We start from the raw sequence: 17,636 nt of genomic DNA, 5'->3' as shown, positions 1-17,636 counted from the left end.
ATCATGGAATAGCTGTCAGTGTACTGACACGAACAATCTCCACTTTGTTTTTCAGCTTGGGCAATTCCCTTGAAAGGGTTTGCAGAGTGGCTTTGTATGGATGACCGATACCAATGGCTGATCCATGTTTCTTTGCCAGATCAACCAATTCTTTAAACTGTCCTGTGATATACTCTGTGTTCTGGAAATTATCCAAAAAGACATCTCTTTGGGCAAATTTAAGCTTCAACAGTCTTGCAGATGCTTTGCACTGGGATTTCGGTGCAGTCCTTGAGTCTACAAAGAATAAATTTTCTTTTTTCAAAATGGAAAAAATCTGGTTCATCTGGTCTGAATGGGAGGTCAACTTTGACCCCATATGGTTGTTCACCCCGACAATATAGGAAATATCCCTAATATTTTTTCTTAGCTGATCTATAAGAACGTCGGGAGACATGCCGGATAAAATTGCACCCGGTCCGGGATTAATATCGGGATATTCAACAGGTTCCATGGGCAGATGAAGCATTAATTGTGAACCCTTTGCATGCAGTTTTCCAGAAATATCCTTCCCAAATGGTGCAAAGGGTAATACTGAAAAGGTGATATTTGAATTTAAATCACATAATGCCAGAGCTATTTTCTTATCATATCCGATATCATCAATAATAATGGCAATTTGGGGGATATGATCTTTTCCGGGTGGCGGCGGCTTTTCCACGGTTGTGTGATCAATATCCTCAAACACTTCATATCTTATAGATTTATCTGATTTTTCTTTCAATCCCGTTACTGCCTTTTTAGCCTTTACTTCCTTGATGTTGGATTTGTCCAACGGCTTTGTAACCACCTCTCTCTTTCTCTCAATACGTCCGGGCTGAAAAAAAAGATCTGCTATCATCGCCACGATTAGACACACCGAAACCAAAATGACTATTCCCACAAGAATTTTTTTTAATTCATTGAAGAGGACTGGTTTCTGGCTTTTCCGGCGGGTTGTCTGTTTTCTTGGTACTGCCTTTTTTTTAACCTTTTTTTTAGCTGCCATTTAGTTTACTGAATACTCCATAGCTTATCAAAATATCGAGGGCTCTTTTAACTTGCGCATCCTGTTGAAGCTGGTCAGTATCAAGAAGTCTCTGATGTTTTCTGGATTGTTTTTTAATTTTTTCCGGTTGCCTTGTCTTTTCAGGTTTTAAACTATTTTTTAAATCTTTCTCTCTTATCATTCTGTCAAATGTGGACATCTTTTTTTCTTTTTTTTCAAGAATCTCGTATTCCACTTCTATATCAGGCTCAATACCTTTGGCCTGTATGGACTTTTCATTGGGCGTATAATATCGTGCAATGGTATATTTAATTCCAAACCCTTCTTTTAAAGGATGAACCGTCTGCACAGACCCTTTTCCAAAGGAAGTTGTTCCTAAAATCAATGCCCGTGAGTGGTCTTGCAATGCACCTGCCACAATTTCAGAAGCGGAAGCTGACCCGCCGTTGATCAGAACTACAATAGGATAATTACGATCTTCATCGTTTGGGGATGCCTTAAACACCTGTGTATTTCTTTCCTGCCTTCCTTTAATAGAAACAATATTACCCTGAGCAAGGAAAAGATCGGATATTTTAACCGCCTGATCCAGGAGACCGCCCGGATTATCCCTTAAATCCATGACAAGGCCATTTAATCCGTTGTTTTTCGACTCCAGTTTCTCTAAATGTTTTTTTATGTCATCAAGGGTGCTCATTCTGAAATTAGTAATACGAAGGTATCCATATCCCGGTTCCAGCATTGCGCTTCTGACACTTTCCATGGGAATCATATCCCGCTTAAGGGAGAATTCAATGGATTCCGGTTCATCTTCCCGGATAACAGTGATCAATACGATTTTATGTCTGGGGCCCCGCATCATGTTAACGGCTTCCCAAAGGGCCATATCTTTTGTTGACTTATCATCAATTCTGATGATGATATCCCCGGCCTGAATACCGGCTTTATATGCCGGTGTTCCTTCAATGGGTGATACCACTGTTAAAATTGCGTCTTTCATGGTGATCACAATACCAATGCCGGAAAATTCTCCTTTTGTATCATCCTGGAGTTCATCAAAGGCCTCGGGAGGCATAAAACTTGAATGCGGATCAAGATTTCCCACCATGCCTTTAATGGCATTATGGATCAATTCTTCACCGTCTACATCATCCACATAATTTTTCTCCAACTCTTCCAAAACATCTGCAAACAGCTTTAATGACTTATAAGTATTATCATCAGCCTGCAACGTACTTTTAAACCCGGCAATAGATATAAATACGCAGGCTGCAACACCTAAGGAAAACCCGGACTTGAATATGTTATAAAATCTGGCTTTCATCTTTACGCTCCTTTTCTTAACCACTTCAGAGGATTTACAGGTTTCCCATGATGCCTGACCTCAAAATGCAGGCATACCCCTTTTATTGATCCGGTGTCACCTGTCGTTGCAATTACTTCACCGGTTTCAACACTTTCCCCTTTTTGTTTGAAAATCTCTTCAACATGGGCATACAGCGTATAGTAGTTGTCTCCATGATCGATTATCAGTAAATTTCCATAACCTTTCAGCCATTGGGCGAACATGATCTGTCCCCGAAAAACGGATTTTACAGGCTTACCCCTTTCCACCTTTATATCAATTCCTTTTTGAAAAGTGAAGGATTTGTAATCCCCGATCCTTGAAGGACCGAATTTTGAAATAATTTTACCCTTTACCGGAATCAGCAGTCGCCCTTGATAATTTGAAAAAGAGGAATCACTTACCCCAGACGCCTCATGCTTTTGCAGACTGCTGATCCGCTTATCCAGTTGAAGTGCCGCATATTTTAAGGACTCAACCGCAGCAAGGGATAATTTCTTTTTTTGACGAATCTCTTTTAAAATCAACTCCTTTTTCAGGGTCTCTTTTTTATTAATCCTTATTTGATCATTGAGTTCTGCTTCAAGGGCTGTTTTTGCCTGGATTTCTTTTTGCAACTCCTGTTCCAGTGTTTCAAACTTTTCAAGATCCAAATTCTGTTTCTCCAGGACCTGAAAATCAGAGGTAATGACACGCCTCATTGAATTTTGCTGGAGAAAAAAATCAAATACAGACGAAGGCCGTCCTGCAACATCCAGCCTGCCAATCATACTCATTTTATAGAGTGCGCTCAGTCTTTTTCCAGCATAATTTTGATTTAGAATAATTTCTTTTAACAATCTTTTTTTGCCCCGATTGAGGTGTTCTATTTTTCCTTCCAGCTGCCTAACTTCTTTTGACAGTGCTAAGGATTTTATACGGGCTTTATTCAATGTATGATCAATTTCATTTAATCCTTCTATGATTGCAACTTCTTTTTGGGAAAACGATTTCACCATTTTTTCCTGGGTTTGAATTTTGGCACGGATATCAGGAACCTTATCCTGAGCGGCAAGGCCGGCACTTGATGATAAAAAGAGAAGCCACCCGGCAAAAATGGCTATTTGAATATTTGTTTTAAGGATAAATAACATCCAAACCAACCCAGAAAGGTACTGCTGAAAATAATGAACATGACCATTTTAACGGACAGAAACTGAATATCCAAATACACATAGGAAGCAAGGCTTTGTGTAATTCCCGATGAAACCATCATATAGGTTATTAAAAGGGCGCCCAGGCCCAGAATCCCGCCCAGAAATCCCTGAATAAGACCTTCTATATAAAAGGGCGCCTTGATAAAGGTTTCTGTCGCACCCACAAGGCGCATAATTTCAACTTCAAGTTTGCGGGAGTAAAACGCCAGCCGCACGGTATTTGCCGTAATAAACAGGGCCATTAAAAAGAAGAAACCGCACATGGCATATCCGGTAATTTTGAACAGGTTAAAAATTTTTAAAAATTTACCCAGCCAGCCCTGGCCATATTCAATGTCGTCAACAATATCAATGGCTTTTATATTTTGAACAAGGGTCTGAACTTCCTGGAAATTATTATAGGACCTTATTTTAATCTCCAGGGCATCCGGCAAAGGATTTTCTTTTAAGGTCTTTAAAAAGGTGGTCTGGGAGGCCATGTTTTTTTTAAGTGTATCAAGGGCTTTTGCTTTTGAAATATAGACCATTGCATCGATATCACCCAGAGAATTGATTTTTGCTTTTAATTGGGGCAGCATATCTGCATTGAATTCTTCTTTAAGATAAATCATTGCCCGCCCGCCCTGGTTCCATGATTCAATAACCCTGCCGGCATTCTCAAAAAACAGCAAAAAAACACTGACCACCAGTATGGAAAGAGAAATTGTTATGATTGTAATTAAATTTAAAAATTTATTTGATCGGATATCTGCTAAGGCTCTTTTTAAAAAATGGGTCATTTAGATGTCTCTTCTTATTTTAAAGCATGATATCGGTTCGTATAATTTTACCGGCATTGAGTTCAATATTTTTGCCTTGAATCGTATTTTTCATGAGATGCAGATCGTGGCTGGCAATTAATATAGTCGCCCCTTTTTTATGGTATTCTATTAAAAAATCAAGAATGGCCCGGGCAGAGGTTGAATCCAGACTGCCGGTGGGTTCATCTGCAAGAATAATGGAAGGTTCCCCGACCACTGCCCTTGCCACGGCAACCCGCTGCTGTTCTCCCCCTGACAGTGTTAAAGGAAGAGCTTTGGCCTTTTTTTCCATGCCCATGCTTCTCAATACCTGCATGACTTTTTTTTTATAAAAGAGGTTTTTTTTCCGGCAGCTTCCAAAACAAGGGCTATGTTTTCATAGACCGTCCGGGTGGGAATCAATTTAAAATCCTGGAATACAATTCCAAACCGCCGCCGTAAAACAGGGAGTTTTGAAGAAGAGATCCGAGAAAGGTTCATGCCGTCAATCAGGACCTGTCCTTCAAAAATATTGTCAGCAAGATACAATATTTTCAGCAGGGTTGACTTTCCTGCTCCTGAAGGACCTGAAATAAAAATAAATTCGCCCTGTTGGATATCAAGGGTAATGTTCTTTAAGGCAAGCTTCCCTCCAAATCTTTTACTGACATTAAACAACCGTATTATTGAATTTTTATTATTCTTATCGTTCATATCTTTACAATTATGTTATCTGGGCCGTCCTTAATTGACTGAAACTGAATTTACTGTTATAAAATGCCTGTGTCAAGGAGTGCTGAAAAACAGTTTTCCTTACATTGAGCCTTCACTGTTACCGTAAAACGGCTTCTTCCATTCAGTGAAGGCTTAATATATTTAAGTAAAAGCATAACCCATTAAAATAAGGTAAAAAATAGAAATGATATTATTTGATTCCCATTCTCATATTGATGACAAATGCTATGATAAAGATTTTCAAGATATGATTGACCGGGCAGAAAATGAAAATGTCCAAGGCATCATGATTGTCGGTATTGATATCAATACATCTTTAAAAGCCATTAAAATAGCCGGCAATCATAAAAATATCATCACATCCGTTGGAATTCATCCCCATGATGCAAAGTATTGTTCCAAAGAAAACCTGGACGCTTTGATCAGTATTGCCAAAGACAATCCTTGCGTTAAGGCCTGGGGAGAAACCGGTCTTGATTTTAACCGGATGTTTTCACCTGTTCAAGACCAGGAAGACTGCTTTACAAGCCAGCTTGAGATCGCCGGCAACCTTGACCTGCCACTGATTTTCCATGAACGCGATTCAAAGGGAAGATTTTATGATATTTTAGAATCCGACGGTCCGAAAAGCCGTAAAGGAGTAATACACTGTTTTTCCGGCACCAAAGAAGACCTGTTCAAGTATCTTGATCTTGGATATTATATTGGTATTACAGGGATATTGACCTTAAAAGAACGGGGGGAATATTTAAGAAGTATTGCACCACTTATTCCTGAAGACCGGATACTGATTGAAACAGATGCCCCGTACCTTACGCCAGCCCCTCAAAAAAATAAGATACGCCGCAATGAACCCGGCTTTGTAAAATCAGTCCTGCTGAGACTTGCTGAGATTAGAAATACTGATCCGGAAAATCTTTCACAAATCATATTTAATAATACCAGGACACTTTACAGGGTTGACTTTTAACCAGATTATTTTTTTAACCGGGTCGTTTGCAGTGTCAAATCATCAGTTTTTGCTCATGAGTTTGCTTACAGCTTTTTCAAGGCCGTCCAGGGATAATTCATACATGGAAAAAATTTTTGAAATGGCTATAATGCTGTGCGTATATCCCCACATGGTTTCTGAAACCGGGTTCAGCCAGACAGAATGTGAAAAGGTTTTGGTCAAAAAATTGAGCTGATCTATGCTGGGTCGCCCACTTCTTTCCGAGATATGGATGGAGCCATCATGGGCCATAAGTTCATAGGGTGCCATGCTGGCATCCCCGACAACAATCAGCCTTGTATCAGGATCAAGCCGTGAAAATTCAATGATATTCTTGGGTTTCTTGTACCTGGCCGAATCTTCCCATACATAATCATAGATCGTGTTATGGAAAAAATAAGTTTTGACTTCCTTGAACTGAGATCGTGCGTAATCAAAAAGGGTTTGAACTGCCTGGATATAAGGATCCATTGACCAGCCGCCATTGTCAATGACCAGGATAATCTTGAGCCTGTCCTTTAATGTCCTGTCAAACATAAGCTCAATTTCACCGGCATTTCTCAGGGTCTCCTTGATGGTTTCATCAATATTGATCGTATCCTTAGGCCCTGATGGAATCATGTGCCTCAAGCGTTTGAGCGCCTCACCGAGTTGTGCCTGAGTTAAAGGCCCTGATGTTGAATAATCTTTATATCGGCGCTCATTGGCAACTTTTACCGCAGATTTGTTTCTGGATTCTCCACCAACCCGCATACCGCCGGGATGGTGGCCGGAATGTCCAACCGGTGAATATCCGCCGGTACCAATCCATTTATAGCCGCCATGATGTTCTCCGTCCTGGTCTTTCAGCCGTTCTTTGAAATATTCAATCAATTCTTCCGGCGACATATTCTTGAGCTTTTCTTCATCAACCCCCAATGCATCCGCCACATTTTTAGGATTTTTAAGCCATTCGTCCAGCATGCCCCGGGCAATTTCATCAATTTCAAACCCGTCATTTTCAGGCAAAGGCACCCCTTCAAAATGGTGAACAAATACCTGATCATACAGATCAAAATACCTCTCGCTCTTGACAAGGATGGATCTGGCACAGGTATAAAAATCCTCCAGGTTGTTAATGATCCCCTGGTGCAACGCCTTTTGCAACGTGAGAAAAGATGTGGGAGATACCGGTATCCCGATCTCTTTTAAAGTATAGAAAAATTTTACAAACATCTATTCACCAACAATTAAAACATTCGTCTTCTTGACGCTATATTTGCTGCTCTTTCATAGTCAGGGCTCTTTTTAAACAGGACCCCTAGAAACGGAAGCTTCCCTTTAACAAGGTCTTTTGCCCTGAAATCAGGATCTGCATTCAATGCCCTGATCCAGTTGATCAATTCCCTTGTAGCCGGTTTCTTCTCAATGGAATCTATCTCCCGCATGCTGTAGAATGCGTCAATGGCATTCTGGGCAAGCGTTGAATCAATGTCTTCAAAATGAACGCTGATGATCTTTCTCATCATTTTGGGATCAGGAAAGGCAATATGATGAAAATTACATCTGCCTAAAAAGGGATCGGAAAGATCTTTTTTTGCATTGGATGTAATAATGATAACCGGCCTGTACCTGGCTTTTATGGTTTTATCAGTTTCAATGATATCAAACTGCATCTGGTCAAGAACATCCAGCATATCATCCTGGAAATCCGTATCTGCCTTATCAATTTCATCAATCAACAGCACTGTTCTTTTGTCTGAACAAAAAGCCTGGCCGATCTTTCCCATTTTAATATACTCATCAATATTACTCACATCCCTTTTGGAATCCCCGAACCTGGAATCATTTAAACGGGTCAGGGTATCATATTGATATAATGCCTCAATCAGTTTCATGCTGGATTTAACATTAAGGACGATTAAAGGCATATTCAAATTTTCTACAATGGCATGGGCCAGCATGGTTTTCCCGGTTCCCGGCTCTCCTTTGAGAAGCAGCGGCATCTCAAGTTTCATTGATATATTAACGATTGAGGCAAGTTCCTGATCCAGGACATATTTTTTTGCACCCTGAAATTCATTATTCGATTCCTGATACATACAGCATCTCCATATATGGTTTCCGTTTAAGTTTTACACAAATTTTCGATGTTAATAATAATCACAAAATAGCTTTTAACAAGTTTTTTTTAAAAAGTCTCCTGAATGAAAATATATTACAAAAATGTAACTCTATCTGCTTTTGAAAAAATTCTAAAAGATTGACATTTTAATAACTTAGTGTTAATAATTTTAAATTAACAACAGTATGACGTAAATTAGGAGTGTGCTATGATTGGTGGGTTAGGAATGCCGGAACTGATAATCATTCTTGTAATTATCCTTATTATATTCGGCGCAGGAAAACTTCCTGAAATCGGGGCCGGCCTGGGCAAAGGAATAAGAAACTTCAAAAAAGGAACCAAAGAGCCTAAAATTGAAGACAAAGAAGACGAGCCGGAAAAAATCGAAAAAGACTAAAAAAAAGCAATTATTATATCATTCATTACCACCGCCTTTGGATAAAATCATGGCTGCAACGACCCTTCCTTATTATATCTTCCCTCTATAATTTTTAGTTCAGGCTTGCCACAATCTTGGCACCCATTCATTAAATTGCAAAAATGAAATTTATTTTATATTATTTATAACATTTTTGTGGTAAATTTTTTATATACGGTAGTTTTCCGCTTATATTTTAATGCCTTTTAATGAAGGTCGTGCCAGGCCTGCCCTGGCACGACCATTGCTTATGTTAAACAAATACAGGCAAAACAGATATGGATAAAACAAACACAGACATATTAATCAAAAAACGAGAAGCCTTGATAAAACATTTTCTTTGTGGGGATGAACCTGAGTTTCTTGAAAAACATACATCTGTTATAGATGAATACTTTTTTTCAGTGTTTGAAAAAAGCATTGCTGCAAGAAAAATGACCATTGCCAGAACCCCCTTTGCTATCATCGCCCTTGGAGGGTATGGCAGAAAAGAGCAGTGCATTCATTCTGATATCGATCTTTTAATCCTGTTTGAAAAAAGCGTCCCTCCCGAAGTTGAAGCTTTTGTACAGGAACTTCTTTATCCCCTGTGGGATACCCGATTTGAAGTCGGATATGCGGTTAGAGATATCAACGAATGTCTTCAGATGGCCTTTGAACGGTTTGATATTTTAACTACCATGCTGGATGCCAGGTTTGTTTGCGGTGCATCATTGATTTACACATCCTTTATGGAAAAATTCAGATCAGATTTATCTGCCAAACACTTAAAAAACACACTCAACTATCTGTTCGAGCATGGTGAAAAAAGGCATTTTGACTTTGGGGATTCTACTTACCTCATTGCTCCGGACTTAAAATCAGGATTCGGGGGCCTTCGGGATTACCATACTCTTTTATGGTATGCAAAAATAAAATCCAATATCAAAACAAGAAGGGATCTGGAATACTATGGCTTCTTATCAAATTATGAATACTTAACCCTGAAAGAGTCTCTAAGTGATATTTGGAAAATCAGAAATTGTCTGCATCATATCACAAAAAGAAAATGCGACACGCTTCATTTTGAATACCAGACAGAACTGGCCAGTCTTTTAGGGTATCGATCAAAAAATCGACGGCCGGGTGTTGAACATTTTTTGGGTGATCTTCACAACCGAATGGATTTTTTAAAACAAATCAACCAGATCACTTTTGAAGATATTCTTGGAAGCGTCCGCATCAAAAAAGGAACTGCCGAACCTCGCCCCACAAAAACAGACGGGTTAGTGATTAAAAAAAGAAGACTCTATTTTATCAACACTGTGGCTATCTTGCAAAAACCGGATCTTTTATTAAAAATTTTTCTTGAGAGTGGACTAAAAAAAATCCCCTTATCCATTGAAGCCAGAAGAATTGTAAATGAATTCTTACATCTTGTGGATGATGAAATTAAAAAAAATCTTGCCTGCATTAAAATATTTAAAAAAATCCTTTCCCTGTCTTACTGGGAATTCAATGTTCTGAACGTTATGCTGGCAACAGGCATCCTGGAAAAATTAATCCCTGAATTTTCTGCCCTTGTGAACAAGATTCAGTATAACCATTATCATCTGTTTCCAGTGGATAAACACTCCATTAGATGCGTCCAGATCATTAACAGCTTTAAAGGTTACAGTGAGTCAGCCGCGGACACCCTTTATTATTCAGTATTCAAGGAAGTAAGAAATAAAAATATCTTGTTTTTTACAGCCCTGCTCCACGATATCGGCAAATCAGATCCTGCAAAAGAACATTCAAAGAGGGGCGCAAAGATAGCAAAACCCATTTTCGAACGATTTGGATTCAATTCAACAGAAATCGAAGACGCTGTTTTTTTAATTGAAAACCATCTTATTTTTGTAAAGACTGCTACCCGAAGAGATATCTCGGATGAAGAAACCGCTGTATACATGGCCAATAAGATTGGAAAAATCAGACTATTAAGAATGCTCTATTTGCTGACCGTGGCAGACTCCAAGGCAACAGGGCCCAAGGCCTGGAATGATTGGACTGAAAATCTTTTAAAAGATCTCTTTTTAAAAACAATGGGTATCCTTAAAAAAGGAGATCTGGCATCAAAGAGAACCCAGAGAGTCATCGACAAAAAGAAAAATGAAGTTCTACGACTTTTAAAACAAGGGTGGCGCGAGGATGAAATAAACAAACAGCTTGAATCCATGCCCCAAAGGTATCTGGTCCATGTTCCATCGAAAAACATTGTCAACCATATAAATCTTTACAGGAATCTTAAGGCCAAAGATTTTATCTGGCAAATATCAAAGGATAATGACTCGGATATCCGTACCGTATCCATTTGCGGAAAAGACAAACCCGGGTTTTATTCAAAAATTGCAGGGGTTTTCTTTTTAAACGGTTTGGGCATCGTTGCTTCCCAGGCCTATTCGCTTGGGGAAGAACATGTGATAGATATTTTCAAGGTCAAACCACCCAAAGATAGAATTTTTGAAAAAGAAAAATGGGAAAAGGCGGAAAACGATCTGATCCTTGCCATTAGCGACGATCATTTCCTGGATAACGCCCTGGATAAAATACCCCGAACGCTTAGGGTATCCTCCGGCAAAACTCCCGAACCTAATACCATCCGGATCGACAATGAAACATCCAGCTTTTTTACCATCATTGAAGTGTTTACCTATGATTTTCCAGGGCTTTTATTTTCCATTACCAATGCATTGTACCGGAGTCATACAAATGTCAATGTTGCCATGGTCGCCACAAAAGTCGACCAGGTAATTGATATTTTTTATGTCAGAAGTCTTGAAAATGATGCAAAAATTGAAACTGAACAAGGACTGGCGCAGATAAAAAATGCGATTTTGAAAAGTCTTCCACAAATATATTCAAAGGAGGTTAATAATGAAAAAAATTGAGGCAATTCTAAAACCATTCAAACTGGATGATGTAAAAGAAGCCTTAAGCGAAATCGGTATCTATGGAATGACGGTTACCGAAGTTAACGGATATGGCCGGCAAAAGGGGCATAAGGAAATATACAGAGGCGCGGAATATGTTGTGGACTTTGTACCCAAAATAAAAGTTGAAATCGTTGTCAGCGATGATAGAGCAGACGAAACTGTCGAAACTGTCAGGAACGCTGCCAAAAGCGGAAAAATCGGAGATGGAAAAATTTTTGTGTCACCTGTTGAACAGGTCATCCGGGTAAGAACCGGTGAGACAGGGACAGATGCACTTTAATATATATTAATACCACTTTAAGAGAGGAAACAAAATGACACCCAAAGATGTAATAGCAATGACAAAAGAAAATGGTGTAAAAGTCGTTGATCTCCGATACATGGATTTTATCGGCACATGGCAGCACTTTTCAGTCCCTGTTGGTGAGTTTGGAGAGTCTGCATTTGAAGACGGATTTGGATTTGACGGATCAAGCATGAGGGCATGGCAGAATATTGATAACTCTGATATGATTGTTATCCCTGAAGCCGGAACTGCTAAAATTGATCCCTTTTTCAAGGTTCCGACCCTTGCCATCATCGGTAATATCCATGATCCCATTACCATGGAAGCTTATAGCCGGGATCCAAGGGGCATTGCTAAAAAAGTTGAACAATATATCAAAAGCACGGGCCTGGGAGATACTATCTATGTTGGACCTGAACCTGAATTTTTCATCTTCAGCAATATTCGCTATTCTTCCGAACCCAATGCCTCCTTTTTCGAGATTGATTCTCCTGAAGCACATTGGAATACCGGCTCAGATGAAATGCCTAACCTTGGACACAAAATCCGACCGAAACAAGGATATTTCCCCTTGCCCCCAGCAGATAAATATCAGGACATGAGAACCGAGATGATGCTGACCCTGGAAGACCTCGGGATTGCCATGGAATGTCAGCACCATGAAGTCGGCGCAGCCGGCCAATCTGAAATCGATCTTCGATTTGATTCCCTTTTAAACATGGGAGACAGCCTTGCATGGTTCAAATATGTCCTTAAAAATGTTGCCGCTAAACATGATCACACCGTCACCTTCATGCCCAAACCATTGTATGGTGACAATGGAACCGGCATGCACACCCATATGAGTTTCTGGAAAGATGGGGTTCCTTTATTTGCGGGTAACAAGTATGCCGGCATGTCAGATATGGCCCTTTACTCCATCGGCGGCATCATGAAACATTGCAAAGCTCTTTGTGCTATAACGAATCCCACTACCAACTCCTACAAGCGACTTGTTCCGGGTTTTGAAGCCCCGATCAACCTTGCATATTCCAGCAGGAACAGAAGTGCGGCCATCCGCCTGCCCATGTATTCGGGATCTCCCAAAGCCAAGCGTATCGAATTTCGGACCCCAGATCCCTCATGCAACGGGTACATGGCTTTTGCAGCCATTGCAATGGCCATGATTGACGGTATCCAGAACAAAATCGATCCGGGCGATCCAATGGACAAAAACATTTATGATCTTCCACCGGAAGAGCTTGCTGAAATGGAATCCGCACCAGGTTCCCTGGAAGAAGCGCTGAATGCCCTGAAAGAAGATCATGATTTTCTGCTGAAAGGCGATGTATTTACCAAAGATGTAATTGAATACTGGATTGACTATAAAATGGAAAACGAAGTTAAACCGGTTATCAGTCGTCCTCATCCCCATGAATTCTATCTCTATTACGACATTTAAACCTTTTTAAAGGATTTAAACCAAACCGACACCCGGTCATCTGCAGTTACCGTGACCGGGTGTTTTTTATAGAAAAACTCCTGATTATTTTCCCTGCCATATTTTTTTAATGCAATCCGAAAAAAAATAGGATATAAGAAGTAAAAATTGTAATCGTATGGTTCTTTTTACAATTTTGCGATGTCTGGCATATGATCGAAAAAAAAGGAGCGGGCAAAAAAAACCATGAGACTTACGTTGCCATCATTACACACAAAACTTATCACTTTTTTTATTTTCATCTCCTTTTTAATCCTATCCTCTCCTTTGTCGGGGCATGAAACTAAGAAAGGCAATGAATTTGACAAATTAATCCAACAACTTATCCATGATGGATTTGAAAAAAAAAAGGTGGAACTATTGTTTTCCAACAAAAATATTTTTTTCAATCCTGAAGGTGTCTCCCTGTTCTTTGTTCATACAGAGTCAAGTCTTAACTACAACCAGTTTACATCAAAAAAATCTATTAAAAATGCCTTGAAATATTTAGACGCTCATAAAAATGCTCTTGACCAGGCGCAAAAAACATATGGCGTTGATAAAACAATTGTCACCGCTATTTTGCTTGTTGAAACACGGCTTGGTGCATATCTTGGAAAACGAACCGTTATTAACACCCTTTCCACCATGGCTGCGTTGACAGATGATACATTGAGGGAAAGGATTTGGAACTCCATTCCTGACAAGAAAAAAACCGAAAAAGAGGCCTTTATAAAAAAAGTTGCGAAACGATCAAAATGGGGATATGAGGAACTCAAAGCACTCATCAAATATTCAGAACAAGAAAAGATTGCGCCCGAAAGCATCAAAGGCTCATATGCAGGAGCCCTGGGAATTTCTCAATTCATGCCTTCCAATGCTCTCAAACTTGCCAAAGATGGAAACAACGATGGCAAAATCGATCTTTTCACCCATGCCGATGCCATTTTCAGCGTGGCCAACTACCTGAAACATCATGGCTGGAAACCCGGAATTGCAAGGCAAAAACAGCATAAGGTATTATTCAGCTATAACCACAGTAATTACTATGTGGACATATTGTTAAAAATCTCAGACAAGTTAAAAGGATAAAAAAATCATCCCTGATGGACCAAACCATTTTATATATCCTGCTTATTTCTGCCATATCTTTCGGCCTGACCATGCTGGCCTTAATCGACATTATCCTTAAGGATTTCGGGTCAATAAAAGTCAAAATCATCTGGCACTTTATTGCCATCATTCCCATCATAGGCTGGCTGATATATCTTATCTTTGGTTTCAAAAAAGGACAAAAAAAGAAGCCCGCATAAGCCGGTAATTTTATTTGACAATATACACACTTTAATATAAATATAAGTACTTTTTGTGGTCCCATCGTCTAGCGGTTAGGACGCTGGCCTCTCACGCCGGAAACCGGGGTTCGATTCCCCGTGGGATCACCATTGATAACAGCTTGTTACAAACTTGACAAAAAGTCATTCAAAGAGTTGACGGCTCCTTGGACGGCTTTTTTTATTTTACTGCCCAAATATATCAATTGGAACATCATCTATCCTTACCTCACTATCATTATAACACGTTGATAAAGTTTCTAATGCCTTTCTTGCATTTTTAGGTCCAAACGTTTTCAAATATCTATTTGTCGTCGTTGGATTCTTGTGCCGGAGAATGTCTTGAATTGCTGACTGGCTGACACCCTTGAAATAAAGGATACTAGCTGTCAAATGTCTTATGGAGTGGAAGCCAAATGGTTTGACATTAGCTTTTTTACAAAGTTTTTTCATAAAATGCTGTCGGTGTTTAAATGGTCCACCGTAAAACTCAACACAAAAATGTTTCTTTTCCAGACATACAAAAACATACTCGCTTTTAACAGGGCAGACCATTTTCCACTTTATCAATTCCATACGAAGCTCTTTAATCATAGGAAGCCAATCGGGCTCCAACGATCCACTCTCCCGCTTACGGGTCCACAGACGGATACGATTTTTCTCAAAATCAACATCATCCCATTTGAGTCTGAAAGCCTCCCCACGCCGACAAGCAGTATATAAGAAAGTCATTAGCATTACCCTATCTTGTCCTTTTGTAATACCAAAAGCTTTCCAAAAGTCTTCTACTGGTGGAATATACCTCGGAGACCTATCCTCTCGCCTCTTGGGTACGGCAAAAGGATTTTCCAGTGGCAACCGTGGCTCCATAAACTCCATTCCCCAGTTCCAACCTGCCAATAGATTTTTTCTGTCTTTATTGGAAGCATACCCGCTCCTATCCTCTTTCTGATCTGTAAGATGCTTCAAGGCTATTCCTCGGGTTAGGTTTGCTACATCAAGATATGGGTCAACACTCTTAAAAAAGCGCTTAAAAGCACTCTGCTTTTCTTTATACGTTTTTTTAACAAACTCCCCCAGACAATAATTTAAGTAGGCTTCTGCCCAATCAATCAAGCAGGTTGTGTTCGTCTTTTCTTCCCATTCGCTTTCTGACTGATGCATTTTGCTTTCCCATGCCAGTGCTTCTTTCTTTGTCTTGAACGTTTTTTCTTTCCTCTTTCCGTACTTCCTCACTTGGGCTTTCCATTTCCCATTCTTTGCATATGGCATTTTCAACTCCTTTCTCAAAAAAAATGAAACGATGACCCAAGCGCATTCCACCTAGTTTTTTATAATTTTGCCGAATTAATTTAACATTTACACCAAGGTACTTTGCGACATACTTCGGTGTAAGGCTTTTACCAAGTTCATTTTCTAACATTATTGCCCCACAATACTTCAATTATCCCGTAGCCTATCCACGGACTTGCAGGGCGGCGTGTGCCCTATGCGGTCAATAAACCGCTACACCAACAGATTTACGAGATGACGCTCGTTGAAGTATTTTGGTATGCAGTATGGGATGAATAAATCATCCCTTCACTAAGCCATAAGCATAATTCATCACCTCCTTTCAGTTTTCTATTCATTATTTCACCTCAACAATGGGCTTAAATCCCATCCTTTTCTGATACTCACCAATCATCTAGGCTTACAAAGCACCTTTTATTTTGAAGGGTCTGTATGTGCCTTTCATTTTAATTTGACCATTTCTTTGGTCGGTTCCTATTTTTCTTTTTTGTTATTCCTGGCTTGAATTTCATCACCTTTTCATATTCACCTATCATCAATTCCCGTAATCGGTCTTCGTTCTGCTGGGGCACGATAAAACTGTCATGAACGGGCAAAGCTGGAATATTTTCAGTCATTAGATTGGTCAAGATGGCATCCGCAATTCTGCTGTCAAGATTTTGAAGCATTCTGCCTTTACCAGAACCGATGTCATCAGCAATGTCGGGATGTGCCAGTTTCGCGCGGTAAAGAAGACTTTCAATCGATTTGTTAGTTAGGACCTCTCCTTTTATTCCATCATCAACAAGTTCTTTTCGGATGCCTTTTACTGCTAATTCATCATCTTTGGCATTGATGGCAGTGAGCAGTACGGTTTTCTTTAATCCTCTCTCTTCTGGTCCAACAATGATGTCATATGGGTCTTGTTCTATATCTATGTCAAGTCCACGGAGATGATAAAGCATAAAGATGTGGAGGGCATCATAATCCCACTCTACCACTGGTTCACCATTGATTCTGATAAATCCCCGCATATGGCTTTGAATGTCCAGATGAGCTCCCCCATAGAAGCGACCACCTTTCTTGAAGGATTCCATATTATACACTCGATGAAGTGATTGGTATTTTAACCTGAAAATCAATTCTGACATACCAAGCTTGCCAAGGCTTCTTCTGACTCGATAAAGCCGTTTTGTTTCCTCGTAAGCTTTTCCCATTTTGATGTCTTTATTCAAGAAAAATAACCAGTTCATAAAGTAATCCAATAGCTTCTCATTTGAAATCATGAGAGCCTTATTTATCAGTCTATTTGAAAGATTCTCCTGAGTACTGGATAGATGTATAAGGATTTGTATATGAGAAAGAAGATTACTGGTTAAGATATTAGGGTATAGGATATTGGAAGTATTATGGAATTTATGTGAGTTAGTTTTAGTTGTGGTACTGAATTGAGAATTGGAAATACTACATGGTTGAAGAATATATCTTGATTTAGAATTACTTTCTTTATTTAAATAAATAATAGAATAAGATTTATTTGTGTTAGCATTCACAGGGTAAATTTCTTGATTTAGTTTTAAATTGACAAGTGTATAACTTCCATTTAACAGTCCTCTTAACCCAAGTTCGTCATTTTTTTAAAAATCAAGGCTAATTTTATCAAAAAACCATGGGGTTGAAAATATAACGCACTGTATTTATTATATTTATTTTTTTGCTCGTCAATGTAGTGA

At 39.3% G+C, this 17,636-nt stretch carries 18 protein-coding genes and 1 tRNA gene; 8 read left to right on the top strand and 11 right to left on the bottom strand.

Annotated features, from left to right (window positions below; all coding sequences use genetic code 11):
- Position 1: 1 nt before the first annotated feature.
- Genes QAI40_RS10505 through QAI40_RS17095 form a run of 6 tightly spaced genes read right to left on the bottom strand, consistent with a single transcriptional unit; the run spans position 2 to position 5,061 of the window.
- Positions 2-1,027, bottom strand: a complete 1,026-nt coding sequence (locus QAI40_RS10505) for a divergent polysaccharide deacetylase family protein (protein ID WP_299981423.1) — start codon at positions 1,025-1,027, stop codon at positions 2-4.
- Positions 1,017-2,351: a S41 family peptidase gene (locus tag QAI40_RS10500; protein ID WP_299981425.1), complete on the bottom strand. Its 1,335-nt coding sequence runs from the start codon at positions 2,349-2,351 to the stop codon at positions 1,017-1,019. Before QAI40_RS10500 ends, QAI40_RS10505 begins: the two co-directional genes overlap by 11 nt.
- Before the next feature lie 2 nt (positions 2,352-2,353).
- Positions 2,354-3,505, bottom strand: a complete 1,152-nt coding sequence (locus QAI40_RS10495; protein ID WP_299981427.1) for a murein hydrolase activator EnvC family protein — start codon at positions 3,503-3,505, stop codon at positions 2,354-2,356.
- Positions 3,472-4,347 (bottom strand): permease-like cell division protein FtsX, encoded by an 876-nt coding sequence (gene ftsX / locus QAI40_RS10490; RefSeq protein WP_299981429.1) that lies wholly within the window; start codon positions 4,345-4,347, stop codon positions 3,472-3,474. Before ftsX ends, QAI40_RS10495 begins: the two co-directional genes overlap by 34 nt.
- 19 nt (positions 4,348-4,366) lie before the next feature.
- The gene (locus QAI40_RS17100) at positions 4,367-4,660 is read right to left on the bottom strand and encodes an ATP-binding cassette domain-containing protein (protein WP_331520633.1); all 294 of its coding nucleotides are present in this window, start codon (positions 4,658-4,660) and stop codon (positions 4,367-4,369) included.
- Between the two features lie 11 nt (positions 4,661-4,671).
- Entirely contained in the window at positions 4,672-5,061 is a 390-nt protein-coding gene (locus QAI40_RS17095) for a cell division ATP-binding protein FtsE (protein ID WP_331520632.1), read from the bottom strand.
- 205 nt (positions 5,062-5,266) lie between these two features.
- Between QAI40_RS17095 and QAI40_RS10480 the strand changes: the two genes are divergently transcribed.
- On the top strand, positions 5,267-6,052 hold the full coding sequence (locus QAI40_RS10480) for a TatD family hydrolase (protein ID WP_299981431.1): 786 nt from the start codon (positions 5,267-5,269) through the stop codon (positions 6,050-6,052).
- 42 nt (positions 6,053-6,094) lie between these two features.
- On the opposite strand, the gene QAI40_RS10475 is transcribed toward QAI40_RS10480, so the two are convergent.
- Positions 6,095-7,288, bottom strand: coding sequence for a vWA domain-containing protein (locus QAI40_RS10475; RefSeq protein WP_299981433.1), 1,194 nt, complete (start codon positions 7,286-7,288; stop codon positions 6,095-6,097).
- A gap of 14 nt (positions 7,289-7,302) precedes the next feature.
- Positions 7,303-8,154, bottom strand: a complete 852-nt coding sequence (locus QAI40_RS10470; RefSeq protein ID WP_299981435.1) for an AAA family ATPase — start codon at positions 8,152-8,154, stop codon at positions 7,303-7,305.
- A gap of 231 nt (positions 8,155-8,385) precedes the next feature.
- Between QAI40_RS10470 and tatA the strand changes: the two genes are divergently transcribed.
- The 7 genes from tatA to QAI40_RS10435 all read left to right on the top strand — a co-directional run bounded on the left by tatA (position 8,386) and on the right by QAI40_RS10435 (position 14,742).
- Entirely contained in the window at positions 8,386-8,574 is a 189-nt protein-coding gene (tatA, locus tag QAI40_RS10465) for a twin-arginine translocase TatA/TatE family subunit (RefSeq protein WP_299981437.1), read from the top strand.
- 299 nt (positions 8,575-8,873) lie between these two features.
- Entirely contained in the window at positions 8,874-11,507 is a 2,634-nt protein-coding gene (gene glnD, locus QAI40_RS10460; protein WP_299981439.1) for a [protein-PII] uridylyltransferase, read from the top strand.
- Positions 11,494-11,832: a P-II family nitrogen regulator gene (locus tag QAI40_RS10455; protein ID WP_299981441.1), complete on the top strand. Its 339-nt coding sequence runs from the start codon at positions 11,494-11,496 to the stop codon at positions 11,830-11,832. Before glnD ends, QAI40_RS10455 begins: the two co-directional genes overlap by 14 nt.
- 34 nt (positions 11,833-11,866) lie before the next feature.
- The gene (gene glnA / locus QAI40_RS10450; protein WP_299981443.1) at positions 11,867-13,279 is read left to right on the top strand and encodes a type I glutamate--ammonia ligase; all 1,413 of its coding nucleotides are present in this window, start codon (positions 11,867-11,869) and stop codon (positions 13,277-13,279) included.
- A gap of 225 nt (positions 13,280-13,504) precedes the next feature.
- Positions 13,505-14,389, top strand: coding sequence for a lytic murein transglycosylase (locus QAI40_RS10445; protein WP_299981445.1), 885 nt, complete (start codon positions 13,505-13,507; stop codon positions 14,387-14,389).
- 14 nt (positions 14,390-14,403) lie between these two features.
- Positions 14,404-14,610, top strand: a complete 207-nt coding sequence (locus QAI40_RS10440; RefSeq protein WP_299981447.1) for a PLDc N-terminal domain-containing protein — start codon at positions 14,404-14,406, stop codon at positions 14,608-14,610.
- 57 nt (positions 14,611-14,667) lie between these two features.
- A tRNA-Glu gene (locus tag QAI40_RS10435) sits at positions 14,668-14,742 on the top strand.
- 75 nt (positions 14,743-14,817) lie between these two features.
- Here QAI40_RS10435 and QAI40_RS10430 read toward each other — a convergent pair.
- The 3 genes from QAI40_RS10430 to QAI40_RS10420 form a co-directional block, all read right to left on the bottom strand.
- The gene (locus QAI40_RS10430) at positions 14,818-15,795 is read right to left on the bottom strand and encodes a tyrosine-type recombinase/integrase (RefSeq protein WP_299981449.1); all 978 of its coding nucleotides are present in this window, start codon (positions 15,793-15,795) and stop codon (positions 14,818-14,820) included.
- Entirely contained in the window at positions 15,740-16,054 is a 315-nt protein-coding gene (locus QAI40_RS10425; RefSeq protein WP_299981451.1) for a hypothetical protein, read from the bottom strand. The genes QAI40_RS10430 and QAI40_RS10425 overlap by 56 nt, the downstream gene beginning before the upstream one ends.
- A gap of 316 nt (positions 16,055-16,370) precedes the next feature.
- On the bottom strand, positions 16,371-17,156 hold the full coding sequence (locus QAI40_RS10420; RefSeq protein WP_299981453.1) for a hypothetical protein: 786 nt from the start codon (positions 17,154-17,156) through the stop codon (positions 16,371-16,373).
- Positions 17,157-17,636 lie beyond the last annotated feature (480 nt).

Origin of the sequence: Desulfobacula sp., assembly GCF_030611305.1 — a bacterium.
Taxonomy (GTDB): Bacteria; Desulfobacterota; Desulfobacteria; order Desulfobacterales; family Desulfobacteraceae; genus Desulfobacula.
Note: the sequence above shows the minus strand (reverse complement) of the source record. Positions and strands in the feature narration are given on the sequence as shown.